Origin of the sequence: Rhizobium album (assembly GCF_003122325.1) — a bacterium.
GTDB lineage: Bacteria > Pseudomonadota > Alphaproteobacteria > Rhizobiales > Rhizobiaceae > Metarhizobium > Metarhizobium album.
The window spans coordinates 242,644-269,229 of the sequence record NZ_QFBC01000001.1 but is presented as its reverse complement, the minus strand read 5'-3'; the positions used below and the strand labels follow the sequence as shown (position 1 = coordinate 269,229).

Genomic DNA, 26,586 nt, shown 5'->3' with positions numbered 1-26,586 from the left:
GCGTAAAACGCTTTGCAAGCTTGGAGAACCATGACCGTCCCGCTTTCCCCAGACCGTGGAACGGCTCTATTGCGGCAGCGGAACCGCCACCGAAACGTCTGACGGCGTCACCTTGCGGTCGTCGGCGGTTGCCGTGTCGGCCGAGGATGCCCGCGAGGCGGAATCCGGCAGCGGCACGGTGACGCCATCGATGGCCGAGGCCGTTTCGACATCGGCATGCGCGGCGGCCTTCTGCCGTGGCGTCCGCCTGACGGGCTGTTCCTCGACATCGGCGCCGAGCGTGCCGACGCGGGTTTCCTCGAAGGCCGTCGCAGGACGAACGGCGCCGTTGGCAAATCGCAGCGTCGCCAGCGTCTGTTTCGAGACCGGACGCAGGCGCATCTGCTGCATCAGCCCCACCAGGCTGTCCGCCGGCAGGGTCGGATGGCAGAAGCGCAGCCGGACCTGGGCAGCGTAGCCCTCGCCCATGCCGCCCTTGGCGAGCTGCCACGCATAAAGGCAGCTGCCGCGGCCGGCCGAACCCGTGGCATAACCGAAAACGCCCTGGGCATTGTTGCCTGGCACGCTGCTGATCTGCATGCGGATGCCCGGCAGGGCAGAGCGCAGTTCGGCACGCACCGTCGCGCTGGTCGGCGCCCTGAGGTAACGGCTGCTGCTGCCGGGCGCGCCGAAATCGACGGTCAGGCGGTTTTCACCAGGCAGGGCGGTCGCATTTTCATAAAGGATCACCTGCGACAGCCCGTCCGAGCGGACGTCCTGCTGCACGCTGACGACACGGCCGGCTTCCAGCGGCAGCGAAGCGGTGGCGAACTCCGCGGAAACCGCCTTCGAAACCGATGGCCCGGAAACGGAGGTCGCGGTTGCTCCCGTGAGGAACGGATCCTCTACCGAGGTGCAACCGGCCAGCAGGGCGGTAAAGCCGGCCGCAGCGGCCAGGCGTACAAAATTCATCGGGTCGCTCCGGTGGTGTTCAGGCCGTTCATGATGTTCGGGTCGCTCAGATGCATGCTGAGCCGCTGGAAGATGGCGTGGGCTTCCGCCTTGTGGCCGAGGCGCTGGTGCGCCCAGGCGCGCAGCACGCTCATGTCGGAAGATTCCGGCATGAGCTGCAGCCGGGCGTTCAAGGCCTCCAGCGCCTGGTCAAACTTCTTGTCGTCGAAAGCGGCGCGGGCGCGCTGCCAGTAGATTTCGCCGCGGATCTCGCGGTCACGGGCCGCACCGACAGGATAGGCGCCTATCACTGCTTCGGCTTCGCCCGTCAGGCCGGAGCGCAGTGCGGCCAAGGCGGCACCATAGGCGGCATCCTGGCGAACGGACGCCTTGCCGCCCTGCAAGGCGGCGCTGAAGGCGGACTTTGCCTCGGAGGGGCGGGCAAGCCCCATCAGGCACCAGCCGCGAATGAGCTGCGCATCGGCCGACAGACCGCCGCGATCATCGAGACGCTGGAGATCGCGCAGGCAATCGTCATACCGTTTCACCTTCAGGCTGGCGATGTAACCGGCATCGCCGGTGGACGCCGACGGCTTTGCCACCGTTACGCCCCTGTCGCCACGCGGCGGGGCAGCCTTGCCGATCTCCTTGAAAAGCTCAGGGAAACGATCGCCCTGCTCGTCGCGCAGCGCGGCGAACTGTTTCTTCTTGCCTTCGCGCAGATAGCTGAGCGCCAGGCCTTTCAGCCGCTCCGGCTTTTCCTGCCAGCTCCACGCCTTGGCAAACCATGCTTCCGCCGCCTCGAACTGACGGGAATTATAGGCATACCAGCCGAGGATTTCGGCGTGGTCGGCGGCCTGCGTCTCGCTGATCGCAGTCGAATAGGCGGCGACCGTGCCGGCATCGAGCGCACCGAGTTCCGGCTTGGAGAAGCGCGGCGACAAGGCGTTCATCAGGAAGGTGGAATCGTCGGCCAGCACGTCGAGGTGATCGACGGCAAACCGGTAGGCATCCGCGTCGCGCTTCTGGCGCGAAAGGCTCAGATAGAGGCCCTTGGCGGAATCGAGGGTCGGTTCCCGCTCCATCGCTGCCGAAAACGCCGTTTCGGCGGCCGGCAACTGGCCGAGCTTGAGATTGTACCAGCCAAGAACGGCAAAATCGGCACCGCCCTGCGCGGTTGCGGCCAGCGCGTTGAAACGGCCGATATCCGCATCGGACAGCGGCTGTGTCTTCGTGTCGTCGGCGGTGAACGTCGCCACCTCGCGCCGCAGCAGGTCATCCTGGATCGGCTTGAGGGCTGCTACGGCCCCCGGCTGCGGCCAGAGAGCGTTGATCACGGCGCGAATTTCCTCGCCGGAAAAATCAGCGGCCGCCTTCTGCAGCGTGGTTGCCAGCAGGTCGTCGGAAAAACGCCGGTCGCCCTGGCGGAACAGAATGCCCTTGCAGACCTCCGCCAGCGGCTCCTTCATGCCGGTGGCATGGTAGGCGTCGATCAGCATCCACAGAAGGTCGATGTCCGGCTCGGTTGCCGCATCGAGCCCTTCGCCGGCAGCGATCACACCGGTCCAGTCCTTGGCGGTGGTGGCCGTTGTCATCGTGACGCGCTGCTTGCGGCGCTCGAGTTTCGACGAAAAATCCTCGGACGGAACCCAGCCGGCGTGGGCGGCCTGCAGCCGGCCAATTTCCGCATCGATACCGGCAAAGTCGTTCTTGTCGTAGAGATCCCAGAGCGACTGTTCATTCACCGACCGTTGCGCAAGGGGCAGATAGAGGTTCTTCGGCACCTGGAAGCCCGGATATTTGAGCTGCAGCCGGGCGATTTCCGCCTGGACCCGGTCTTCCTGCTTCTGATCGGCATAATAATAAAGTGCGGCGAGGTCCACTTCGTCGGGGCCGGCCGCTGGGGCGGCCGTAGCGGCGTCGGCCGGTTTTTCCTCCGACAGCAGCGACGGCTGCCCGGACGGGACGAGCGGATCGTTGGCGGAGGCGCCCATCGGCGCCAGCGCCGTGGCCGCAAGAAGAATGGCCGTTTTCAGCGAGAGATGTTTCATGGGTCTGTCCTCACACCCTTCTTCGACACGGCGAACCCGAGCCATGCCCCGAAACCGCTCATCAGGACGATGACGAGCGCGATGTAGATCTGGAAATTGTCCGAGAACCACGAGGCGGCCAGGCGACGGAAATTGCCAAAGCTGGAATCGGTGATCTCGGTGATGATCCGCGTCGTTGCGGCCCGGCTGACCAGCACGCCGTCTTCGCTGCGAACCCAGGCCGACCCGCCTTCCAGGCGCTGCCAGGCGGAGGATGCCGCCAGCGTCTGCATGCCGAGGGCCAGGTGGTCGAGCGAATCGGAGCGGATGACCGTCCAGTTGCCGAGGCCCGAAGGCGAAACGACCTGGGAGAGGGTGACGAGCGCACCGGTTTCGTTCGCCTCCCCCTTCCCTGCCGGATCCTCGTAGCGGAGCCAGCGGCGGAAGCGGCTGAACATGCTCGTCGTCCACGTCTCCGCCTGGGTGGCGAAGGAGCCGTCGGATTGCGGCGCCACCGTCGAATTGCGGAATGCGTCCAGCAATGCCTGGCTGTCGTCGCCCTTTGTATCGACAACAGCCGTGTCGAGCGAGGCTGTCGTCACCGGATCGGTGTCGGCAGGCGTCTTTGCGGCGAAACCGGACATCAGGTCCGCCGGTTCGTTTGCCGTATCCGCCTTTTCGGGGATCGCCGCCATGCCCGGACCCGCCGCCGAGATCACCAGGGCATTGCGCCCCTCGGCCTCGACCGGCTGCGACAGCAGGATTTTCGCGGAGAGCGGGCGGGCGGCGGAAACGCCGAGCCTGGCGACTGTGGTCAGGGCCGCGCTCAGCACGCGCGGATCGACGCTGTCGATGAACACGTCGAAAGGCTTGCCGTCACCGAAAGGATAGGCCGCGCCGGCAAGCGCACCGAGATCGGGGAAATGGCCGATACGCGCCAGCGCCGGAATGTCGAGCGAGGAGGTTTCGAGCAGGATGAAGCGCGGCGTCGCCTCGTTGGCGATCTGCGGTCCGCAGGCGGCATCCGCCGCGACAGGCACTTCCGCCAGCACCTCGATGCGGTTGACGCCCGGCCGAAAGGCGCGCAACGGCAGCTCGATGCGCTTGCCGTCGAACTGCTCGCCATTGACGTTGCGAAATGGCAGGCTGGTCACGACCTTGTCGTTGACGCGCACCAGGAGCTGGGCGCCGAGCGCGAGACCCGGAGCCGTGGCGCCGCGCAGATGGAAATCGATGGTGGCATATTCGGCCGGGTAAAAATCCGCAGGCATCTGCAATTCGAACCGCGTCCGCGACAGGCGTCCGACAAACGGTGCCGTGACGTATCCGGCATCGCGCAGCGTGTAGCTCGTCGACGGTTCCGCGGCGATGAGCCCCCAGATGCCGGCAAACAGGCCGCCTTCGAGGCCGGCGCGCATCGGGCCGCGCGCCGCCGCCAGGAGGCTTGCCGTGCGTTCGCCGGCCGTTGCGCCGCTCAGGACAACGACCGGCCTGCCCGGCACCCGGCCCGGCTGCACCGAAAGACCGGCGGCGCTTCCGGAAAGCAGGCGTTTTCCTTCCGCCGTCTGTCCCGGCTCGGAGCCGGAGCCGACGAAGAGGTCGATGCCCGGGCCGGTCGCGGCATCCTTGCCGACGGTGACGACGAGATCTTCGCGATCGAGGAACAAGGCGAGCGCCTGCACGGCGGCAATGCCTTCATTGGCGATCCCGACGGAAGCGGCGCCATCGGCAACCAGGCGGATTTCCGTCTTGCCGGCCGCCGTCTTGCCCACCGAGAGCAGATCTTCGAGAGCGGTGTACCCGGCCGGCCTCGCCGGCAAAAAGCCGCTGCCGGCCGGATCGATCTTCGTCCAGAGCTCGTAGGTGGCATTGAGCGAGCAATCGACACGGTGATGCTGGCGCGCGCGCAGGCGCACTTCGTTGCGACCCGCCTTCAAGGCTTCGGCCGGCACGGCCAGGGTCTCGGTCCTGAAGCCGTTCGGCGAACGGATCGTGACGGAGCCGGCCGACTGGCCATTGACGGAGACATCCAGGATACCGGTATCGGGGAGGATCGATACCGCATTCTGATAGGCGATCTGCAGCTTGCCGCCGGCGGCGAGCTGCGCAGCGCCGAGATGGAAGCTCAGGACCACCGTATCGTCCTCGCCGGTCAGCTGCATCCGCTCGACAGCCTGCTCGAAGGGGATCAGCGAGGATGCCTGGGCGGCGGGGAACTGTGCCGGAGCCAGGGCCGTCGGCAGCAGCGAAGCGCCCGCATCTTCGGCCTTGTCCGTTGTGGGCGTTTCCTGTCGCGCCGCCGGCAGCAGGCGGAACTCCCCGGCCAGGGCCGTGGAGCCCGTCAGGCCGGTGGCGGCAACCATCAACGCAAGCGCAAGCCGGCGGACCATCGTCTCGTCATGCATAAATACGGACCTCATTGTCTGCCGGATTGAAGGTTGCGGTTTCCTGCGGCGCCTGCCTGGGGCCTTCCAGAAGCAGGATCGGCGCGTCTTCGACCGATTGCACCGCCTGTTCGCGGATCATGCCGATGGCGTAGCGCATGGCGCGCAGCGTTTCCGAAACGGTCCAGAAGGCGAAACGCACCGTGCCCGTGAAGAAGCCGAGGCGCACCTGCCGCCGCGACAGTCGCTCCTGCAGCACCGATTGATCCGAATACATCAGCTCGGCGATCGCCATGAATGTCTGCGGCGTGCGTTCGGCATAAGCGAAGCCGTGATGCGTCTGGCCGTTCTGCTGCCGGCTGCCGCGGCGCACGACATCGAAACTCATGACCTTGCCGTTGCGGCGCAGTTCCACGCGGGCATTGAAATGCTCGCTCGAACCGGTCGGCGGCTGCTCGTCGATGAACTCGACGGTAACGCCGCCGCTCGAAGCGTCGTGGATGAGGATGGAATACAGCTTGCCGGCGAGATGCATCAGCGCATGGCGCTTGACCGGCAGGCGCTGGTTGCGGCGCAGCTCGCGCCGCTCCGCCACCACGCCGAGCGCGGCGCCGGCAAGACCGAGATTGATGAGGTTCCAGCCGGCGACGATCAGCAGCAGTTCCGATGCCGCCGGCTCGGTCAGGTAACGCCAGAGCGAATAGAAGGCCGCCGCCAGCAGCAGGAAGAAGATGATGAAATAGGGGCGCGCGATGGCGGACAGGCCGCTCTTTTCGAGCGTCTGGCCCTTGGCGGTGACGTTGAAGGTCGGCTTGCGCGGATTGCGCACCACCGAGAGGATCGAGCCGAACAGCAGCACCGACTGCACATATTCATAGAGTTCCGACACCCAGGGCCAGCGCACCCGCCCATACAGGTAGCTCTGCATGGCGAAGGAGGAGACCAGGTAGGTCAAGGCGTAGGAGGCGAACTCCATGATGTTGGCCTGGTAGATCTCCAGCGAGAAGAAGATGTAGAGCAGCGGCGAGAACATGAACACCAGCCGCGACAGCGGGAACAGCCAGAAGAGGTTGATGCCGGCGTAGCAGATGCGCTGCGCCATGGTCAGGCCGCGCGCCAGAAACGGCCGGTTGAGGATGAGGATCTGCAGCATGCCCTGGCACCAGCGGGCGCGCTGGCCGATGAAGGAGACGAAGGTTTCCGGCTGCAGGCCGGCGATCAGCGGCTTGTCGACATAAACGCTGTGCCAGCCGTTGGAATGCAGCGCCAGCGCCGTCTCGCAATCCTCGGTGATCGACTGGCCGGCAAAACCATCGGTGGTTTCCAGCGCCTTGCGGCGCAAGACGGCGGCCGAACCGCAGAAGAAGGCGGCGTTCCACTTGTCGAGGCCGCGCTGCAGGATGGAATAGAACATCTCGTTTTCCGACGGCATGCGCGCGAAGGTCTTCAGGTTCTTTTCCAGCGGATCGGGATTGATGAAGAAATGCGGCGTCTGCACGAGGAAGAGCTTTTCGTCCTCGTTGAAGAAACCCACCGTTTCCTTCAAAAATTCGCGCACCGGGGCATGGTCGGCATCGAAGACGACGACGAGTTCGCCGGTGGAGATCTTCAACCCTTCGTTGAGGTTGCCGGCCTTGGCGTGTTCGTTGCGGGCGCGGGTATGGTAGCGGACGTCCATCGCGGCACACAGCGCCTTGAGGCGCTCGTGGCGGCGAAGGGCGGCGAGCGCCTGGCGCGGATCCTTGGCGGCGCGCTTCTGCTCGGTGCCGCCGTCGTCGAGCAGGTAGACGGTCAGCTTTTCCTTCGGATAGATCATCGATTTGGCGGCGGCGAGCGTGACGGCCAATAGTTCGGGATCTTCGTTGTAGCTCGGAATGAAGACGTCGACCGTCGGCAGCTCGGCGCGTGTCTTCGGCACCGGCGCGACGCGGCGCAGCGGATCGGCCAGCATGAAGAAGCTGACCGCCAGCATCGCCAGGCAATACATTTCGGCGAGGTAGAGCACGAAGCCGGGAATGAAGTTCAGGGGTTCGGAGATATCCGGCAGCGTCTCGGTCGTCCGCCAGTAGGCGTAGCGCAAGGCGAGAATGCCGGCGAATACGAACGTCATCAACCTGAACGGCTTGCTGTTCGGCCGCGTCATGAAGATGAACATGAAACCCAGCACGGCAAAGCTGAGCACCAGCTGTGCCTGAAGGCTCAAGGGCAACCAAAGGACAAAAAGTCCCAGCATGCCGGCGGCGAGCGCCGGCCACTTTGCGCACATCATGTGCAAACCTCAAAATTACAGCACCGGCTCTACATCATGTAGGCCACTCATGCATAAGCCGGATCTTAAAAGCCTGTTCCTGAATCATTTGCTAAACAGGCACAGTTGCTTAGCGGAATGGTTACGATTGATTTAACGCCGCGGGGCACCATCCGGGAACGATACGCATCCCCTCCGAAATCATCGATCGCGGCGGGATCGGCTGAAACAAAGCCGGAAATCGCCGGCGCCCCCCCTGATTTCGACCCGAATCGATGCAACCATGTGCGAAGTGATTCGTCTTTCACAGGAGCGGGCAATTGACGGAATATGTCTTGGGCGAAGCGAAGTGGGGCGAAGGCTATATCGGGCGAACCGGCGGCACGGTGACCTGGGCCTTTGCGCAATTCAACTGGAGCGGCGGCTACGAATTCGACCGGCAAATGACCGAGGAAGCGTTTCGCAGCCTCATCCGGCAGGCCTTCGACGCCTGGGAGGCCGTTGCCAAGATCGATTTCGTCGAAGTCAGCGATAGTTCCAGTACCGGTATTCGCATCGGCTGGGATTACATCGACGGCGCCTATGGCACCGTCGGCGAAGCCCGCTGGGAGGGCACGTCCTCCGGAAGCCAGACGCTCTATTCGATCACGGAATCGGAGATCCGTTTCGATACCGCCGAAACCTGGTCGACCAGCAAGAATTACATCGGCAACGACACCAATTTCTACGCCGTCGCCCTGCACGAGATCGGCCATGCGATCGGGCTTGAACATACCGATGACGAAGCGACGATCATGTATCCGTCCGTCACCGACCTTTCGACGCTCGGTCCCGGCGATATCCGCGGCATCCAGACGCTGTACGGCGCCAAGCAGACCACCGGCACGACGGCCACCAACGGCAACGACACGTTTACGGCAACCGCCGCCAACGACCGCTTCGACGGCCTGGGCGGCATCGACACCGCTGTTTATTCCGGAGCAAGGGCCGCCTATGGCGTCAGCGAGGCCTCCGGCCGCATCTCCGTCAGCGGCAACGGTACCGGCAGCGACGAACTGATCAACATCGAGCGCCTGCGCTTCGCCGACGGCACGCTGGCTTTCGATACCGACGGCAATGCCGGCCAGGCCTACCGCATCTACAAGGCGGCCTTCGACCGGGTGCCCGACAGCGGCGGCCTCAGCTACTGGATTAATGCGTTGGACAAGGGCCAGGGCAACGTCACCTGGGTGGCGCAGAATTTCATCAATTCCGCCGAATTCCAGGCCACCTACGGCAGTCCCTCGACCGTCTCGAACAACGCCTTCACCGATCTCATCTACAGGAACGTCCTCGACCGCGATCCGGATGCCGCCGGCTATTCCTACTGGACCGGCCAGTTGCAGGGCGGCCTGACGCGGGCGCAGATGCTGGCACAATTCTCGGAAAGCGCCGAAAACCAGCAGAACGTCGCCGCTGCGATCGATGACGGTATCTGGTACGTCTGACGACGCTCCATCTCACACGGCATCAAGGCGCCGGTTCGTCGGGCGACCTGACGGCGATGCCGAAGGGTTCGAAGTGTTTCAGATTACGGGTCACAAGGGTGAGGCCGTGCGCTTTGGCAGTGCCGGCAATCATCGCGTCGGCAGCGCCGGGACTGTGGCCCGCCGTGACTGCCATTGCTTCGAGTTCACCCGATAGCTGGGCGACTGCGGCATCGATCGGCAGGATATTGTCGCCGTAAAAGGAAACCAGGCCGAGAAGCCAGAAACGGATCGCCGAGGCTTTTGCTGTCGCACCGCGATGGTCAAGCAGCCGGATGCCCTTTTCGATTTCGTGAATGCTCACGGCAGAGAGGTAAATCCCGTTTTCCCGCTCCTGCTCCTCCAACCAGGCCGTAAAATCCTCGGAAGCCTTGGCCTGCGAAGGAGAAAACATCGAGATCGCGTTGGTGTCGAGCAGGAAACCGCTCACAGATCGACCGTACGCGACGGGGCGGGATTGCGTACGAACACGTCGTCGTCACCGTCGAAACCGCCTGGAAAGGTCTTCAAGTGGGCAACGAGGCTGCGGCGATCCTTGGCAAGCGCCCGCTTCGCCGCGTCTGCCGCCGCCACGCTGACGATGACGGCTGCGGCACGACCGTGACGGGTGATGGTCACGAATTCACCGGCTGCCGCCTGATCGATGACATTCGAAAAATACGCCTTGGCGTCCTTGAGGCTGACGGTCGACATTCCAGCACCCTTCGCGAAATAAGTCACTAATGACCTTTTTAAGGCGCCGTATCTGAAAATTCAAGGAGAGTGTGCCGTACCGCCCTACCCGGCCGACCATGAGCCGTCGAAGTCAATTTTCAAGGGAACGATAAAATCCCCTCTCCCAGACAGTCCTTGTGACTTTCAGACTGACCGGGAGAGGGGAATGGTACGGTTGAGTGGGGTCGAACCACCGACCTCAGGTGCCACAAACCTGCGCTCTAACCAACTGAGCTACAACCGCACACGAGTAACGCCAACGGCGTCATGGGCGTCACATACGAGGAGTTTTTGTCTTTTGCAAGTCAAATGTCGCGCAAAAAAGAAAGCCGGGCATTTCGACCCGGCTTTCCCTCAAGAATACCGCCAGGATCAGGCAGCCTTGAAGCCGGAGATTGCTTTCTCGGCAGCATCCTTGACCGGCTTGGAAAGCTGTTCGGCAAACTTCTTGGTGGCGTCCTGCATCGACTTGGCCTGCTCGACCGTCACTTCGGCCTGCTTGCGGATGAAGGCGGTCTGCAGTTCGAAGAACTCGGCAGCCGACTTGACGCCCAGCAGGGCTTCCATGTGGGAAAGCGAGCTTTCGGCATTGGTGCGCAGCGCGTCGATCGCCTTGAGGCCGATGTCGACCGTGCCGGCCTGGGCGGTCTGGACCGTTGCTTCCACCGTCTTGGCGGCATCGTCGGCGGCAACGCGCATCTTCGCGTAGGCATCCTTCGACTGCTGCACGCCCTTTTCAGCGAACTCGCGGAAGCTTTCCGTCAGCTTGGCAGGGTCGAAATTGGCAACGGAGAAAACGTCTTCAATCTTTTTCATGCGATGCTCCTGGTGTCGCGAGAAACGGACAAGACCGGTCGCGAACGTCTGTTTGAGTGATGCCCATTATATAGGCGATCTTTTTGTGCATTGCAACATAATTTTGCGTCGCACAAGACATTAACCGTATTTAACGGATTCCACGGCCTCTGCTGGACCGGGCGGGGGGTGCTTCGATATTAAAAAACTGTTAATCTCAGACAACTTCGGCATTAGCCCCGCGTACAGGATTTGTTATGCCCGCAGTTCAATACCCGTTTATCGACATCGCCGTGCACATGCGCGTGAAAGACCGGTTTGCCCGCGGCGAAGCCATCGTGCTGTTTTCAGCGGCGATGGACCGGGTGCTGTGGGCAAACGGCGCAGGCGCACGACTGTTCGGCAATCCCGGCATCTACGATTTCCTCGAGGAAGGCCCCAACCGCAACGACGTGACCTTCCGGCAGATGGAAGCCACCGCACGGCAGCTCGGCAAAGACGGCGACAGCCGTTCGCTTCTTGTGCGAATCGCGTCCGGCTTCCAGCGTATCAGCGTCCAGGCGACGGTCGAGCGCCTGCAGACGCCGGCCGGCGAGGATGCCGTGCTGTTTTCCGTTCCGCTGAAGACGACGGCGATGGACCGCCGCGACTGCGCCCGGCAGATGCTCGAAGGGTTCGACGATCCCGATACGCATATGGCGGTCCTCGGCAATGACGGCGAAATCATCGCCGCTTCGGAGCGTTTCGAGCGCCTGGGCATCACCGAACACACGGCGCGTGCCCTGGTCACCATGGTCGGCAACCATCCCGACCGGCTGATGAAACGTCCGATCCCGACCGGCCGCGGTTACCTGCCGGCAGCGGTCGGCAAGCTCTCGGACGAGCCCGGCCTGCACCTGCTGTTCGTCGTCGAGATGGTCATCGGCAATCTCGATCCGACCGAGGATTTTTCCGAGGCCGCGCCGGTGCAGCCCGCTGTCGGGACTATCGAAGACGAAACGCATGCGCTGGCGCCGCTGGCCGAACCCGACCAGCAGGTCGAGGCAGACGTACCGGCTACACCGGCACAGCCGGGCGACGACTATGCCGCGGCGATTGACGCCATTTCGACGATCGAAGAGGTGGAAGACGTCATCGATACGCCCGATGCGGCCGAAATTCCCGAGGAGGCCGAGACGGACCGGCCGGTCGAGGAAGCCTCCGAATTGCCTGGTGCCACCGACTTGCCTTCCACGATGGAAGATGGCGAGCCGGCCCCGGAGGAAGCCGACGACGACAGCGAAATGTCGCCCCCCGATGAAGCAACTCCTACGGAAACCGTGCCGATTTGCGACCAGCAACCGGAAGAGGCTGCGGCGGCATCCGTGGCAGAGAGGCCGCAACAGGCGGGTGATGCTCCCGCGAAGGACAGCGGATTTGTCTTCAATCCGCAGGCGCGCGCCACGCGTTTCGTCTGGAAGATCGACGCCGAGGGCCGTTTCAACGAGGTTTCCAACGAATTCGCCAAGGCGGTCGGTCCGCACGCCTCGTCGATCAACGGCGTTGCCTTCACCGATATCGCCCATCTCTTCAACCTCGATCCGGACGGCAAGATCGCCGAACTGCTCGGCAAGCGCGACACCTGGTCGGGCAAGACGATCCATTGGCCGATCGAAGGAACGACGCTGAAGGTGCCCGTCGATCTCGCCGCCCTGCCGACCTATACGCGCAACCGCGAATTCGACGGTTTTCGCGGTTTTGGCATCGTGCGCCTCGCCGATGCGGTCAGCGACCCGCTGGAACTCGGCCTGTCGCTCGCCGCCGGGGCGCTGACGGGGGAAGACATCGGCGCAAGCGCGACCGCGGTGCCCGCCCGAGCGGAACCAGAGGAAGCCGAGACCGTGCAGCCGCAAGCCGTCGCCGCCGACGTCGAACAGCCTGAGGCTGCCGTATCGCTGCCGGATACCGATACGGCAGGCGATGTTCCCGACATGGCGCCGCCCGCTGATGCCGGCAGTGCCCCCGATGAGGAAATCGAACCGGCCGACGGCCAGCCAGGCGAGAGGGCACGCGACGAGGCGTCGCTGATGCTGCCCTGGGGCGAGCGCCCGGCCTTGCGCCTGGTCGATACCCCCAACCGCCGCCATTCCGACAAGGTCATTCGCCTCGAAGAGCGCCGCCTGCGCGGCCGCGAGGGGCTGAGCGCCGTCGAACAGGCCGCCTTCCGCGAGATCGCCCGGCAATTGCAGCCGCTCAACCAGGCCGGCGACGACGAGGCCACGCAGGCGCCTGTGGACGATATCGCCGAGACGCAGGCCGCTTCCGAAACGATACCCGCCGACGATCGGGACACGGCGCTGACGCCCGCCGATAGCGAGGCTTTGTCCGCGCCGCTGAACGAAGAGCAACCTTCCGGGAACGATGCCGCTGTCTCAAACGCGGAAGAAGCCGAAGAGGCAGATGATCTCGACATAGCCGCTGAAGCCGATGACGATATCGAGGCGGATGCCGGGGAACCGCAGGCCGAGGAAGACGGCCCGACGGAAGAAACCCCGCTGGACGTGCTCGCTTCGCTCATCCCGCCGCGCGCCCAGATGGAGGAAGGGCTTTCGGCCGGCGCCATCGACCAGATGCCGGTGGCATTGCTGGTGCATGCCGGCGACGAACTGATCCACGCCAATCCCGAATTCCTGCGCCTGACCGGCTACGACACGCTGGCTGCCCTGGAAGAGGTCGGCGGTCTCGACGCCCTGCTGCAGCGGCAGGATCTCGACGAGGATTCCGGCCAGCCCGGCGGGTTGACGCTGGTGCGCTCCGACGACCTGCTGGTTCCCGTCATGGCCCGGCTGCAATCGATCCGCTGGGAACAGGGCAACGCGCTGATGCTGGCGCTGATGCCGCTCGGCGGACGCCAGTCCTTCGCCGCCGCAACGGTGGCCGACATGGAAGAGGCGGATGGCCGGCAGGACCGCATCCGCGCCCGGCTCGCGCGCGTGCAGGGGGAACTGGAGGAACTGCGCTCGATCCTCGAAACCGCGACGGACGGCGTCGTCATCCTCGGTCATGACGGCGAGATCCGCTCGATGAACCGCTCGGCCAACGCGCTGTTCAACTATGACAACGAGGAGACGCAGGGCAAACCCTTCGTCATGCTTTTTGCCCATGAAAGCCAGAAGTCGGTGATGGACTATCTCGCCGCGCTGGCCGGGCATGGCGTGGCGAGCGTGCTCAACGACGGCCGCGAAGTGATCGGCCGCGAGGCGTCCGGCGGTTTCATCCCGCTGTTCATGACCATGGGGCGCCTGACCTCGTCGGAGGGTTATTGCGCCGTCATCCGCGACATCACCCAGTGGAAACGCACCGAGGAGGAGCTGCGCAACGCCAAGCGGGCGGCGGAAACCGCCAATGCCCACAAGAGCGAATTCCTCGCCCGCGTCAGCCATGAGATCCGTACGCCGCTGAATGCCATCATCGGTTTCTCCGACATGATGGCGACGGAACGGTTCGGTGCCATCGGCCATCCGCGCTACATCGAATATGCCAACGACATCGGCCGCTCCGGGCGCCATGTGCTCGACATCGTCAACGACCTGCTCGACATTTCCAAGATCGAAGCCGGCGAGATGGATCTCGACTTCATCGCCGTCGGGCTGAACGAAACGCTGTCGGAGGCCGTGGCGCTGATCCAGCCGCAGGCCAACAGCCAGCGCGTCATCATCCGCACCGCCCTGTCGCAATCGGTGCCGCACGTGGTGGCCGACCTGCGCTCGATCAAGCAGATCGCGCTCAACATCCTGTCGAACGCCATCCGTTTCACGCCGTCCGGCGGCCAGATCGTCGTTTCGACCTCGTATGAGACGAACGGCAGCGTCGTGCTGCGCATCCGCGACACCGGCGTCGGCATGACCCGCTCGGAACTGGAGCAGGCGATGAAACCGTTCCGGCAGGTGGCCACGACGTCCCGCAAGCGTGGCGACGGCACCGGTCTCGGCCTGCCGCTGACGAAAGCGATGGTGGATGCCAACCGCGCCCAGTTTTCCATCAGTTCCGCCCCCAACGAGGGCACGCTGGTGGAGATCACCTTCCCCTCGCCGCGGGTTTTGGCGAACTGAACACTACATCGGCGCGCGTCTTTCGAGACGCGCCAAGTACGCAGTAAAAATAAGGCGGCACGGGGCCGCCTTTTTATGAGTCTATGCTGTTCAACAAGGGTTCGAACCGGCCGCATCGGGCGCCGGAAACCGATAGAGCAGCCCTCGATACAAGGGCGCCTTGCTGGTCACACATTCGCAAGCCGCGCCTTAACAAGTGGTTACCGGCGACACCGATCTTTCACCGGCAAGAACTTGGCTGACCGCGCCTTTCGCTTGCCGGACAGCCCTGTCCCGCCTTACCGGCCAAGTTCCGCCAGGCCTTCGAACAGGTGGAGCGCCTCGGGATTGGCCAATGCCTCCTTGTTCTTCACCTGCCGGCCGTGAACGACCTCACGCACGGCAAGCTCGACGATCTTGCCGGACTTGGTGCGCGGAATATCGGCAACGGCGACGATCTTTGCCGGAACGTGACGCGGCGAGGCGCCGGTGCGGATGCGCGTCTTGATCGCCTTGACGAGATCGTCGGTGAGCGTCACGCCCGGCGCCAGCCGGACGAACAGCACGACACGCACGTCGTCGTCCCAATCCTGGCCGATGCAGAGCGCCTCCGCCACCTCTTCCATCTGTTCGACCTGGTTGTAGATCTCGGCCGTGCCGATGCGCACGCCGCCCGGATTGAGCGTCGCATCGGACCGGCCATGGATGACGATGCCGCCATGCGGCGTCCATTCGGCGAAATCGCCGTGGCACCAGACATTGTCGAAACGCTCGAAATAGGCGGCACGGTACTTTGCCCCGTCCGGATCGTTCCAGAACATGATCGGCATGGAGGGGAAAGCCCTGGTGCAGACCAGTTCGCCCTTTTCACCGCGCACCGGCTGGCCCTCGTCGTTCCAGACATCGACGGCGAGGCCGAGCCCCGGCCCCTGGATCTCGCCGCGCCACACCGGTTTCAGCGGATTGCCGAGCACGAAGCAGGAAACGATGTCGGTGCCGCCGGAGATCGACGCAAGCTGCACGTCCGGCTTGATGCCTTCGTAGACGAAGGAAAAACCTTCGGGCGACAGCGGCGAGCCGGTGGAGGTCATCAGCCGCAGGCTGGAAAGGTCGTGGGTGGTGCGCGGCGTAAAGCCGCCCTTGCGCACCGCATCGATATATTTCGCCGAGGTGCCGAAGATGGCGAATTTTTCATCCGCGGCATAATCGAACAGCACATTGCCATCGGGATGGAACGGCGAGCCGTCGAACAGGCAGAGCGTGGCGCCGATGGCGAGACCGGAGACGAGCCAGTTCCACATCATCCAGCCGCAGGTGGTGAAATAGAAAAGTCGCTCGCCTTCCGTCAGGCCGCAATGCAGCCGGTGCTCTTTCAGATGTTGCAGCAGCGTGCCGCCGGCCGAATGCACGATACATTTCGGCACGCCCGTCGTGCCGGACGAAAACAGGATATAGAGCGGATGACTGAACGGCAGGGCGACGTATTCCACCGGCCTCGCTTCGAAGGGCGCGACGAAATCCTCAAGCGTCGTGGCATCCGGCGTCGCCGCCGCGACGGCTGCGGCATCGCCGGCATAAGCCACGATCACCGAGGGCACGCCGAGCCGGGCGGTGACGGCGGCGATCTTGGCGGAGACATCCTGCAGCTTGCCGGCATACCAGTAGCCGTCGCAGGCGATGAACAGTTTTGGGGCGATCTGGCCGAAACGGTCCAGCACGCCCTGTTCGCCGAAATCCGGCGAGCAGGAAGACCAGACGGCACCGATCGAGGCGGCAGCCAGCATGGCGGCGATGGTTTCCGGCATGTTCGGCATCATCGCCGCGATCCGGTCGCCCTTGCCGATACCAGCGGCGCGGTAGGCCTGCTGTAACCTCGAGACGAGGGCGGTCAGCCGGTCCCACGACCAGCGATCGCTCGCCTTGTCCTCGCCGCGGAAGATCAGGGCGTCGCCGGCGCCCGTACGCGACAGCAGGTTCTCGGCAAAGTTCAACTCGGCATCGGGAAAGAACCGTGCCTTCAGCATAACGTCGCCGTCGATCAGCGCCCGTTCGCCGCGGGCCCCCTTGACGCCGCAGAAATCCCAGATCGCCGTCCAGAAATCGTCGCGGCGCTCGACCGACCAGGTGTGGAAAGCATCGTAATCGGTAAAATTCACACCATGGCGTTCGCCGCACCAGGCGATAAATTTCGCCATGGGGCTGTCTTTGAGAATCTGGTCGGATGGGACCCACAGAGGGGCTTCGTCAATCATGCTGTCCTCCTGCGCATTTTTGTCCTGTATAGCATGCTGCATCGCATTATAAAGTGGCCTTCCATCCCGCCGGAGACGACACGCATTTGCGCAGGCGCGATAAATCCGCTATCCCGCTGAAAGGCTCCGCTGCGGAGTGGAAAAAAGGCGGCCCCGCTGAACCATGACCCAATCTCGTACGCGGTTTGTGCGCCGGATTTTTCGCAGGATCAACCGATCACGCCAGTCGATCATCCGCGTGACGCTGATCGCCCTGGTCGCGTTTTTCTGCATCTTCGGTGTCATCAGGCTGTCGGCGCCCTACCTGATTTCCACCAGCCTCGTCCGCAACGGCATGGAGCGGGCGATTTCCAGCTGGACAGGCCATCGCGCCATCATCGGCGGCTCGCCGGAGCTGGAATTCTGGCCGGTTCCGCGCCTGACGCTGCAGGACGTGACGATCGAGAAACGTGACGGCGACGCGCGGCAAGAGATCGCCCGGATCGACCGCATGTCGGCCTCCTTCAGCCTGGTCAAGGCCCTGCGCGGACAGCTGCAGTTCCGCGATTTCCATTTCGTGCGGCCGCATCTCTTTCTTACGCGCGCCCCGAGCGGCGCGATAGACTGGACCGACAAGGGCCTGCTGGCGCGGGCGCTGGCCGAGGTGAAGCCCGGCGGCGGCAACAGTCAGGTCCTCGAACGCAATCTCAATGCCCGTATCGGCTCGATCACCATCGAGGACGGCACGGTCGAGCTCCAGGACGCCGGCGGCGCGCATTTCCAGCTTGGCGGGATTTCCGCCGACATCGACTGGCCGAGCCTGCAGGACGCCGTCAAGGCCTATGTGCTGCTGCGCATCTTCGACCACGACGTCAAGATGGACCTGGCATCCTCGCAGCCGCTGCTGCTTGCTTCCGGCCGCAATGCGACCGCTTCGCTCTCCTTCTCCTCGCCGGTTCTGACGGCGCGTTTCGACGGTGTGGCGAACCTTGCGAGCACCGCCTTCCTTTCCGGTGCGGTAGAGATCAATGCCGCCGACATTCCCGGCCTGCTCGCCTGGAGCGGCGCCAAGCTGCCGAGCGTCGCGCTGCTCAAAAGCGCCTCGATGAGCGCCGACCTGATGACGGCCGATTCCGGCGTGCGCTTCAACAACCTGCGCTTTGCCATCAACGACACCAATGCCTCCGGCGTCCTCGACCTCACCTTGCCGCAAGGGCGGCGACCGAAGATGACCGGCACGCTCGCCTTCGACCAGCTCGACGTGCGTGCCTTCCTCTCCGCCTTCTCGCTGAATGTGCCGGCCGGCGGCACGCCGGACGAAACGGCGGATGCTACCTTCCTGCGGCAGCTGGACGTCGATCTCCGGCTTTCAGCGCAGACGGCGGCGCTGTCCCCCTTCGATCTGCGCGATGTCGGCGCCAGCGTGCTGGTGGCGCAGGGCAAGGCGAATTTCGATATCGGCGACAGCGAATTCGAAGGCGGCCAGATGATCGCCCACATGGACGTCGCCGAAAGCGGCTTCGAGGGCGGCGGCAACCTGGCGATCTCGATCCGCGATGCCGATCTTGCCGCCGCTGCGGCACGCATTCCGCTTTCCGGCTCGTTGCCGCTCGGCATCGGTTCGCTGGACCTGACGCTGAAGACCGACAAGCCTGTCTGGGCGACCAGCGCCAACGACATCTCCGGCTCGGTCAAGATGTATACCGGCACCGGATCGCTAAAACAGTTCGACACCACCGCATTCCGCAGCCTGGCGGCCAGCAAGACCTTCTTCCAGCTCAGCGAGGCCGGCAGCCGCAACTTCGATTTCGACAATGCCGAAATCGTCGCGGACTTCGCCAAGGGTTCGGCCACCATCAAGACCGCCCGCATCATCGGCCGCAACGAGACGCTGACGCTGTCGGGCGTCATCCCCTACGGCACCAACGGCATGGCGCTGGCCGGCATGCTGAAACCGGCTGATGGCAACGACACGGTGCAGCCGCTGCCGTTCTTCGCCGGCGGCTCCTGGCCGGACCCGGTGATTTCCCCCATTTCTATCCTGACGGGAAAACCCTTAGAATAATTGCGAATCAGCCGGATGGGGGATGTTCGGTGCTGCGCTTGCTTGCCGCGATGCTCAAGATCGCGCTGGCGTCCCTTCTCCTGGGCGCGGCGCTTTCCTTTTTCGGGATCACCACCAACAGCTTGCTGACCTTTGCCGGGCTGACGGAGGACGATATCCGCCTGTTTCTCGAACGCGCCATCGCCTGGGCGATCCCCAACATGGTGCTGGGGTCGCTGATCATCCTGCCGATCTGGCTGCTAACCTATCTTTTCCTGCCGCCGCGCAGCGACTGAACCATCACGCCCCCTTGGCCGCGAAATGTTCGTCGCGCTGGCGCTGGTATTCCTGCCGCTTGGTGACGACCGAGGCGATGATGACACCGATGGTGACGATGCCGATGAGAATGGTGCAGGCGGCGTTGATTTCCGGCGTCACACCGAGGCGCACCTGGCTGTAGATCTTGATCGGCAGGGTCGTCGCACCGGGCCCGGTGGCGAAGCTCGCGATCACCAGGTCGTCCAGCGACAGGGTGAAGGCCAGCATCCAGCCGGCGATGACGGCCGGCAGGATCAAAGGGAGAGTGATCTTGAAGAAGGTCTTCACCGGCGGGCAGCCGAGATCGAGCGCCGCCTCCTCCAGGCTGCGGTCGAAGGTGATCAGCCGCGATTGCACGACGATCGCCACGTAACACATGGTGAAGGTCGTATGCGCGATCGTCACCGTCCAGAAGCCGCGATCGATGCCGACGGCGACGAACAGCAGCAGCAGCGACAGGCCGGTGATGACTTCCGGCATGACGAGCGGCGCATAGATCATCCCGGAAAACAGCATGCGGCCGGGAAAACGCGTGAACCGCACCAGGGTCAGCGCCGCCAGCGTGCCGAGCACCGTGCCGATGCTGGCCGAGAGGATGCCGACGCGGATGGTCACCCAGGCGGCGTCCATCAGCCCCTCGTTCGACCACATCTGCCGGTACCATTGCGTCGAGAACCCGCCCCAGACGGTGACGAGCTTCGAGGCGTTGAAGGAATAGATCACCAGGATGATGATCGGGATATAGAGGAAGGCGAAGCAGAGGGTGAGGATGGTGGTATCGAAGCGACCTGACTTCATGGCTTATTTCCCCTCGGCTTTCTGCTGCTGGTTCTGGAAGATCATGATCGGCACCACCAGCACGAGCAGCAGGATGACGGCCACGGCCGAAGCGAGCGGCCAGTCGCGGTTGCCGAAGAATTCCGTCCAGAGCGTCTTGCCGATCATCAGCGTTTCGGCGCCGCCGAGCAGGTCGGGGATGACGAACTCACCGGTGATCGGGATGAAGCAGATCATCGAGCCGGCGATGACGCCCGGCAGCGACAGCGGGAAGGTGATCTTCCAGAACGCCTTCCACGGCGGGCAACCGAGGTCGCTGGCGGCTTCAAGAAGCGTGCCGTCCAGCTTTTCGAGCGCCGCGTACAGAGGCAGGACCATGAAGGGCAGGTAGGAATAGACGATGCCGATGAAGACGGCCGTTTCCGTGCGGAAGATCTGCACCTGGTCATCCGGCCCGTAGATGCCGAGCGTCTGCAGCAAAAGTGTCAGCAGGCCTTCCGGCTTGAGGATGCCGATCCAGGCATAGACGCGGATCAGGAACGAGGTCCAGAACGGCAGGATCACCAGCATGACCAGCGTCGGGCGGATGCCGGCCGAGGCCCGCGCCATGCACAGCGCCATCGGATAACCGACGAGCAGCAGCAGCAAGGTGGAGATGACGGCGATGCGCAGCGACGAGAGATAGGCGTCGATATACAGCGGATCGTCGGTCAGGAAGATATAGTTTTCGATATCCAGCTGCGAAATGAAATCGCCGATCGCCCCGAAGCCCTGAAAAACCGGCGTGTAGGGCGGCATGGCGATCGCCGTGTCCGACAACGAGATCTTCAGGATGATCAGGAACGGCGCCAGGAAGAACAGCGTCAGCCAGACGTAGGGGAAGATGACGACCAGCCAGCGGGCCGGGCTTGGTTTGAGCGCGTGGGCTTCGGACATGGACCGCCTCCCCTAGCGCGTCAGCACCAGGCCGGCATCCGCCGACCAGCTGAGCCAGACCATGTCGCCGAAGGTGATCGGCCGGTCGACGAGGCGGGCGACGTTGGCCTGCGCCGCGCGCAGCACCCGGCCGTCCTGCGTCTTCACCAGGAAAAGCGAGAAGTCGCCGAGATAACCGATATCCCAGACCTCGCCATAAGCGGCGTTGACGCTGTCGTCCGCCGGCTTGTCGAGCGAGATGCGCACCTTTTCCGGCCGGATGGCGAAGGCGACGTCGTTGCCGACGACCGCCGCGCACTCCTGGTCGACGGCAACGGCGAGGCCGCCGCAATCGAGCCGCACGGTGCCGGCCTGTCCGCCGGCGGCGGTGGTGGAGACCACCTTGCCGTCGAGGATGTTGATGTCGCCGATGAAGTCCGCGACGTAGCGGCTGTTCGGCGCCTCGTAGATTTCCGCCGGCGTCGCCACCTGCATGATGATGCCCTTGTCCATCACCGCGATGCGGTCGGACACGGTCATCGCCTCTTCCTGGTCATGGGTGACGATCAGGAAGGTGAGGCCCAGCGTGTGCTGGATGTCCATCAGCTCGAACTGGGTTTCCTCGCGCAGCTTGCGGTCGAGCGCGCCGAGCGGTTCGTCGAGCAGCAGCACCTTGGGACGCTTGGCGAGCGAGCGGGCGAGCGCCACGCGCTGGCGCTGGCCGCCGGAAAGCTGGCTCGGCTTGCGTTTGGCGAACTGCTCCAGCTTGACCAGCTTGAGCATCTCCTGCACCCGCGTGTCGATCTCGCCCTTCGGCAGCTTGTCCTGCTCTAGGCCGAAGGCGATGTTCTTTTCCACCGTCATGTGCGGGAAGAGGGCATAGCTCTGGAACATCATGTTGGTCGGGCGGCGATAGGGCGGCACGCCGGAAATATCCTTGCCCTGCAGCAGGATGCGGCCTTCGGTCGGCTCCTCGAAGCCGGCGAGCATGCGCATCAGCGTGGTCTTGCCGCAACCGGAAGGACCGAGCAGCGAGAAAAACTCCTTCTCGTAGATATCCAGGGTCAGGTTGTCCACCGCCACGAAGGTACCGAAGCGCTTGGTGATGTTCTCGAAGCGGATGAACGGCTGGGCCGCCGGATCCGTCCAGGGTGTAAATTTGCGTTTCACCGGCCCAAGAGATTTCGCCATGCCCCGCCTCAACCTTTCCTGAAAATCATCTGTCTGAAATCACGGCACACCACCCTTCCCTCGCCCGGACGGGCCAGCGGCATGCTTGGAGCGTTTCGGCTTTTCCCGAAACGCGAAAACGCTCTATCTCTTTGTTTGCAAGCAATTCCGGACGCAAAACCGCTCCGCACTTTTGCTGGAATTGCCCTAAACGAAGAGCGGGGCAACTCGTGCCCCGCTTGATCTATTCTCTATCAGCTGCCGGTCTTGATCTGCGTCCAGACCCGGTTCAGAACGCGCTGTTCCTTGGGGCCGTAGGGCGAGATGGTGAAGAGTTTCTTCATCGTTTCCGCGTCCGGGTAAACGGAAGGGTTCTTGAAGACCGCTTCGTCGATCAGCGACTGCGAAGCGAGGTTGCCGTTGGCATATTGCACATAGTTCGATGCCTTGGCGATGACCTCCGGCTTCATCAGGTAGTTGATGAAGGCATGCGCCTCGTCGACGTTCTTGGCATCGGCCGGGATCGCCAGGTTGTCGAACCACATATAGGTCCCTTCCTTGGGGATCACATAGTTGATTTCAACGCCGTTCTTGGCTTCTTCGGCACGGGTCCTGGCCTGCAGCACGTCGCCCGACCAGCCGATGCTGATGCAGCTGTCGCCGTTCGCCAGTTCGTCGATATAGGCGGAGGAATTGAACGTCTTCACGAAGGGGCGGATCTTGGCATAGACGTCGCCGCCGGCTTCCAGATCGGCCGTTTCCTTGCTGTCGGGGTCCTTGCCGATGTAGTTCATGGCAATCGCGAAGGTTTCATCCGAGGCATCGAGAATGTTGATGCCGCAACCTTTGAGCTTTTCGGCATTTTCCGGCTTGAACAGCACATCCCAGCTGTCGATCGGCACGTCGCCGAGCGCTGCCTTGACCTTCTGGACATTGTAGCCGATGCCGGTGGTGCCCCACATGTAGTTCACGGCATATTCGTTGCCCGGATCGTACTTGGCCAGGCGCTCGGATACTTCCGGCCACATGTTGGAGATGTTCGGAAGCTTGGATTTGTCGAGTTTCTGGAAGACGCCCGCAGCGATCTGGCGGGCGAGGAACGGCGCCGTCGGTACGACGACATCGTAACCCGATCCGCCGGCGAGAAGCTTGGTTTCGAGGATTTCGTTGCCGTCGAAGACGTCGTAGACGACCTTGATGCCGGTTTCCTTGGTGAAATCTTCAAGAATGGATTCGTCAATATAATCGGACCAGTTGTAAACATGGACGACTTTTTCCTGCGCCTGCGCGGACGCGGCGAGGCAGACCGAAGCGAGTGCAGCGGCCGCAAAGCGGAGCAAATTGGATGTCATAAGTATTCTCCTGTTTCGGACGTTCAGGCTCTTGGCAGGACCCGATAGTTTCCCCGTCTTCTTGTTTGCGGACAGACTAGAAAGGAAATGCGGAGGCGACAAGAGGGAATTGTCTGGTCCCAAGAAGAGTTTATCTCCTACTGGAAATCGAAGGCGCTGAGCCCTGTCACCATCTCGTCGAGCCCGAGCGGGCGGGTGAGCGGCGGCTCGGCGCGGGCCAGACAGCCCTGCCTTTCGCACAGCCGGCAGGCGCTGCCGACCGCAACCGGGGGCGGCATGGCGCCGGCGACCGCCCGGCCGTAGACGACATCACCGGCAAAACCGATATCGCAACCGACGAGAAGTGCGGTTCGCCTGACCCGTTCCCCGAAACCCGCCTGCGGCCCTTCCAGCGTGCGGGCGACCGTCAGGAAAGCCGCTCCGTCGGGCATCTCCACCGCTTCGGCCAGCACCTGTCCCGGCTGGGCGAAGGCGGCATGCACGTTCAGCCTGGGACATTGTCCGCCGAAGCGCGCCGCCGGAAACCCCTGTGCGCCCACCCGGCGCAGCACGTTGCCGGCATTGTCGATCTCCATCAGGAAGAACGGAATGCCGACCGCCCCCGGACGCCCCAGCATGGTCAGCCGGGTCGCCGCCTGCTCGAACGACACGCCGAAGCGGGCGCGCAGCAGGTCGATGTCGAAGCGGGCGCGCTGGGCGGCGGACAGGAAAGCGCCGTAAGGCATCATCAACGCGTGCGAGGCATACCGGGCCAGCTCGAAGCGGGCGATGCGCCGCGCCTCCGGAGAGGCGAGCGACAGGCCCTCCAGCTCGGCGAGGATGTCATCGCTCAGGCCGAGCAGACAGGCTTCCGAGGCGATCTCGCGCAGCTGGTCGAAGGGGCTGAGCCGGTCGGAGAGGAAAAGCCGCATGGAATGCCGGTCGTAGCGCCGCCGCAGGCTCGGCATGGCATGCACCGGCAGGGTGCGCACGACGATGCCGTGTTCGTTCTTCAGCCACAGTTTCAGCGCCGCGGCGAGATCGTCGCCGGCTGCGAGCTTTGCGTGAAAGGCTTCGGCCGCCTCCTCGATCCGAGCAAAATGGTTCGGGCGCCGCTCCAGCGTCTCGCGAACCGAATCGATCGGCAGGCGGGCCGTCGAGAGTGAGGTTTCATGGCCTTCGCGGGCCAGCAGTTCGGCAAGATCGGACAGCCGCGCCGCCTGCTCGCGATAGGCGCGGTAGAGCTTGACCATGGCGCTCGCCGCATTCGGCGCGGCTTCGGACAGCTCGATCAGTTCCTGGTCGCCCGGCACCTCGCCGGCCAGCAGCGGATCGGCAAAGACCTCGCGGAGCGCGGCGATGCCGCCGCTTGCCTCGCCCTGCAGCGCGTCGAGATCCACCTTGTAGACCGAGGTGAGCTTGAGCAGCAGCTGCACCGTCAAGGGCCGCTGGTTGCGCTCGATCAGATTGAGGTAGGACGGCGAGATGCCGAGCGCCTCGGCCATCGCCGTCTGCGTCAGCATCAGCCCGTTGCGGATACGCCGGACGCGCGGGCCGGCAAAAATCTTGTGCTCCGCCATTTGTCACGTTTCCCGACAATATTTGCCACATCGGCAGCTTTACAGATTTTACAAATTTACACGGCCGGCCTGTCACAGGCAAGACATCCTAACCTCTTTCAAAGGCTGAATTTATCGAATTTTCTGGCCGTTTTGTGCAATGCGATGTAAATCTCTTCACATCAGACGGCGACAAGACTTTGAGGAAAACACGTCGCCGAGAGGAGAAGGAAAAGCATTATGACCGATTTTTACAATCTCGTTCCGACTGCCCCGGCTGGCCGTTTCGACGGCATCGAACGGACCTATACCGCCGAGGACGTGAAACGGCTGCGCGGTTCCGTGGAAATCCGTCACACCCTCGCCGAAAAGGGCGCAAACCGCCTGTGGCAGCTCATTCACAGCGAAGATTTCGTCAATGCGCTCGGCGCGCTCTCCGGCAACCAGGCGATGCAGATGGTCCGTGCCGGATTGAAGGCGATCTACCTGTCCGGCTGGCAGGTCGCGGCCGACGCCAACACCGCGTCGGCGATGTATCCCGACCAGTCGCTCTATCCGGCCAATGCCGCCCCGGAGCTTGCCAAGCGCATCAACCGTACCCTGCAGCGCGCCGACCAGATCGAGACCTCGGAAGGCAAGGGCCTTTCGGTCGACACCTGGTTCGCGCCGATCGTCGCCGATGCCGAGGCCGGCTTCGGCGGGCCGCTCAACGCCTTCGAGATCATGAAGGCCTTCATCGAGGCGGGTGCGGCCGGCGTGCATTATGAAGACCAGCTGGCATCGGAAAAGAAATGCGGCCACCTCGGCGGCAAGGTGCTGATCCCGACGGCGGCGCATATCCGCAACCTGACCGCCGCGCGGCTTGCCGCCGACGTCATGGGCACGCCGACGCTGGTCATCGCCCGCACCGATGCCGAAGCCGCCAAGCTGCTCACCTCCGACATCGACGAGCGCGACCGGCCCTTCGTGGATTACGATGCCGGCCGCACGGTCGAAGGGTTCTACCAGGTGAAGAACGGCCTGGAGCCCTGCATCGCCCGCGCGGTGGCCTATGCGCCCTACTGCGACCTGATCTGGTGCGAAACTTCCAAGCCCGATCTCGACCAGGCCCGCCGCTTTGCCGAGGGCGTGCACAAGGCGCATCCGGGCAAGCTGCTCGCCTACAATTGCTCGCCGTCGTTCAACTGGAAGAAGAACCTCGACGACGCGACGATCGCAAAATTCCAGCGCGAGCTGGGCGCCATGGGCTACAAGTTCCAGTTCATCACGCTGGCCGGCTTCCACCAGCTGAATTTCGGCATGTTCGAGCTGGCCCGCGGCTACAAGGACCGGCAGATGGCCGCCTATTCGGAGCTGCAGGAAGCGGAATTCGCCGCAGAGATCAACGGCTACACCGCCACCAAGCACCAGCGCGAGGTCGGCACCGGTTATTTCGACGCCGTGTCGATGGCAATCTCCGGCGGCAAGTCCTCGACGACCGCCATGCATGAATCGACCGAACACGACCAGTTCCGCCCGGCGGCGGAATGATCGGCATCCATCGA

Annotated in this window: 18 protein-coding genes and 1 tRNA gene; 5 read left to right on the top strand and 14 right to left on the bottom strand. The window is 63.6% G+C overall.

Translation table 11 applies throughout. The annotated features are described in order from the left end of the window. Nucleotides 1–66: 66 nt before the first annotated feature. Genes bcsN through bcsA form a run of 4 tightly spaced genes read right to left on the bottom strand, consistent with a single transcriptional unit; the run spans nucleotide 67 to nucleotide 7,613 of the window. A complete protein-coding gene (bcsN, locus tag DEM27_RS01305; RefSeq protein WP_109456377.1) occupies nucleotides 67–951 on the bottom strand; it encodes a cellulose biosynthesis protein BcsN in 885 nt (294 codons plus the stop codon). Further along, the gene (locus tag DEM27_RS01300) at nucleotides 948–2,981 is read right to left on the bottom strand and encodes a hypothetical protein (RefSeq protein WP_109456376.1); all 2,034 of its coding nucleotides are present in this window, start codon (nucleotides 2,979–2,981) and stop codon (nucleotides 948–950) included. Before DEM27_RS01300 ends, bcsN begins: the two co-directional genes overlap by 4 nt. Next, on the bottom strand, nucleotides 2,978–5,365 hold the full coding sequence (locus tag DEM27_RS01295) for a cellulose biosynthesis cyclic di-GMP-binding regulatory protein BcsB (RefSeq protein WP_165823319.1): 2,388 nt from the start codon (nucleotides 5,363–5,365) through the stop codon (nucleotides 2,978–2,980). Before DEM27_RS01295 ends, DEM27_RS01300 begins: the two co-directional genes overlap by 4 nt. Continuing rightward, nucleotides 5,358–7,613: a UDP-forming cellulose synthase catalytic subunit gene (gene bcsA, locus DEM27_RS01290; RefSeq protein ID WP_245445598.1), complete on the bottom strand. Its 2,256-nt coding sequence runs from the start codon at nucleotides 7,611–7,613 to the stop codon at nucleotides 5,358–5,360. The genes DEM27_RS01295 and bcsA overlap by 8 nt, the downstream gene beginning before the upstream one ends. A gap of 299 nt (nucleotides 7,614–7,912) precedes the next feature. Between bcsA and DEM27_RS01285 the strand changes: the two genes are divergently transcribed. Next, nucleotides 7,913–9,079: a DUF4214 domain-containing protein gene (locus DEM27_RS01285; RefSeq protein WP_109456374.1), complete on the top strand. Its 1,167-nt coding sequence runs from the start codon at nucleotides 7,913–7,915 to the stop codon at nucleotides 9,077–9,079. A 22-nt stretch (nucleotides 9,080–9,101) separates the two neighbouring features. On the opposite strand, the gene DEM27_RS01280 is transcribed toward DEM27_RS01285, so the two are convergent. The 4 genes from DEM27_RS01280 to DEM27_RS01265 form a co-directional block, all read right to left on the bottom strand. Beyond that, a complete protein-coding gene (locus tag DEM27_RS01280) occupies nucleotides 9,102–9,548 on the bottom strand; it encodes a type II toxin-antitoxin system VapC family toxin (RefSeq protein ID WP_109456373.1) in 447 nt (148 codons plus the stop codon). Then, nucleotides 9,545–9,811 carry a type II toxin-antitoxin system Phd/YefM family antitoxin gene (locus DEM27_RS01275; protein WP_109456372.1) on the bottom strand — a complete coding sequence of 89 codons (267 nt, stop codon included), beginning with the start codon at nucleotides 9,809–9,811 and terminating at the stop codon, nucleotides 9,545–9,547. The genes DEM27_RS01280 and DEM27_RS01275 overlap by 4 nt, the downstream gene beginning before the upstream one ends. 188 nt (nucleotides 9,812–9,999) lie before the next feature. Continuing rightward, nucleotides 10,000–10,076 (bottom strand) — tRNA-His (locus tag DEM27_RS01270). Between the two features lie 128 nt (nucleotides 10,077–10,204). Then, nucleotides 10,205–10,648 carry a phasin gene (locus DEM27_RS01265; protein WP_109456371.1) on the bottom strand — a complete coding sequence of 148 codons (444 nt, stop codon included), beginning with the start codon at nucleotides 10,646–10,648 and terminating at the stop codon, nucleotides 10,205–10,207. 236 nt (nucleotides 10,649–10,884) lie between these two features. Between DEM27_RS01265 and DEM27_RS01260 the strand changes: the two genes are divergently transcribed. Further along, nucleotides 10,885–14,718, top strand: a complete 3,834-nt coding sequence (locus DEM27_RS01260; protein ID WP_109456370.1) for a PAS domain-containing sensor histidine kinase — start codon at nucleotides 10,885–10,887, stop codon at nucleotides 14,716–14,718. 278 nt (nucleotides 14,719–14,996) lie between these two features. Here DEM27_RS01260 and DEM27_RS01255 read toward each other — a convergent pair whose 3' ends face one another. Further along, complete coding sequence (locus tag DEM27_RS01255; protein WP_109456898.1) at nucleotides 14,997–16,949, bottom strand: acetoacetate--CoA ligase; 1,953 nt, start codon at nucleotides 16,947–16,949, stop codon at nucleotides 14,997–14,999. 163 nt (nucleotides 16,950–17,112) lie between these two features. Here DEM27_RS01255 and DEM27_RS01250 point away from each other — a divergent pair, with 163 nt between their 5' ends. Together DEM27_RS01250 and DEM27_RS01245 are read left to right on the top strand one after the other, a co-directional pair. Continuing rightward, nucleotides 17,113–18,993 (top strand): AsmA family protein, encoded by a 1,881-nt coding sequence (locus tag DEM27_RS01250; protein WP_109456369.1) that lies wholly within the window; start codon nucleotides 17,113–17,115, stop codon nucleotides 18,991–18,993. A gap of 29 nt (nucleotides 18,994–19,022) precedes the next feature. Continuing rightward, the gene (locus tag DEM27_RS01245; protein ID WP_109456368.1) at nucleotides 19,023–19,268 is read left to right on the top strand and encodes a DUF6460 domain-containing protein; all 246 of its coding nucleotides are present in this window, start codon (nucleotides 19,023–19,025) and stop codon (nucleotides 19,266–19,268) included. A gap of 4 nt (nucleotides 19,269–19,272) precedes the next feature. Here DEM27_RS01245 and DEM27_RS01240 read toward each other — a convergent pair whose 3' ends face one another. From DEM27_RS01240 to DEM27_RS01220, 5 genes are all read right to left on the bottom strand, one after another. Further along, nucleotides 19,273–20,088 carry an ABC transporter permease gene (locus DEM27_RS01240; RefSeq protein ID WP_109456367.1) on the bottom strand — a complete coding sequence of 272 codons (816 nt, stop codon included), beginning with the start codon at nucleotides 20,086–20,088 and terminating at the stop codon, nucleotides 19,273–19,275. 3 nt (nucleotides 20,089–20,091) lie between these two features. Further along, nucleotides 20,092–21,003: an ABC transporter permease subunit gene (locus tag DEM27_RS01235; protein WP_109456366.1), complete on the bottom strand. Its 912-nt coding sequence runs from the start codon at nucleotides 21,001–21,003 to the stop codon at nucleotides 20,092–20,094. Between the two features lie 12 nt (nucleotides 21,004–21,015). Then, the gene (locus DEM27_RS01230; protein ID WP_109456365.1) at nucleotides 21,016–22,173 is read right to left on the bottom strand and encodes an ABC transporter ATP-binding protein; all 1,158 of its coding nucleotides are present in this window, start codon (nucleotides 22,171–22,173) and stop codon (nucleotides 21,016–21,018) included. A 233-nt stretch (nucleotides 22,174–22,406) separates the two neighbouring features. Continuing rightward, entirely contained in the window at nucleotides 22,407–23,504 is a 1,098-nt protein-coding gene (locus DEM27_RS01225; RefSeq protein ID WP_109456364.1) for a polyamine ABC transporter substrate-binding protein, read from the bottom strand. A gap of 137 nt (nucleotides 23,505–23,641) precedes the next feature. Beyond that, nucleotides 23,642–25,063 (bottom strand): helix-turn-helix domain-containing protein, encoded by a 1,422-nt coding sequence (locus DEM27_RS01220; RefSeq protein WP_109456363.1) that lies wholly within the window; start codon nucleotides 25,061–25,063, stop codon nucleotides 23,642–23,644. Between the two features lie 219 nt (nucleotides 25,064–25,282). On the opposite strand from DEM27_RS01220, the gene aceA reads away from it, so the two are divergent. Then, nucleotides 25,283–26,572 (top strand): isocitrate lyase, encoded by a 1,290-nt coding sequence (aceA, locus tag DEM27_RS01215; RefSeq protein ID WP_109456362.1) that lies wholly within the window; start codon nucleotides 25,283–25,285, stop codon nucleotides 26,570–26,572. Nucleotides 26,573–26,586 lie beyond the last annotated feature (14 nt).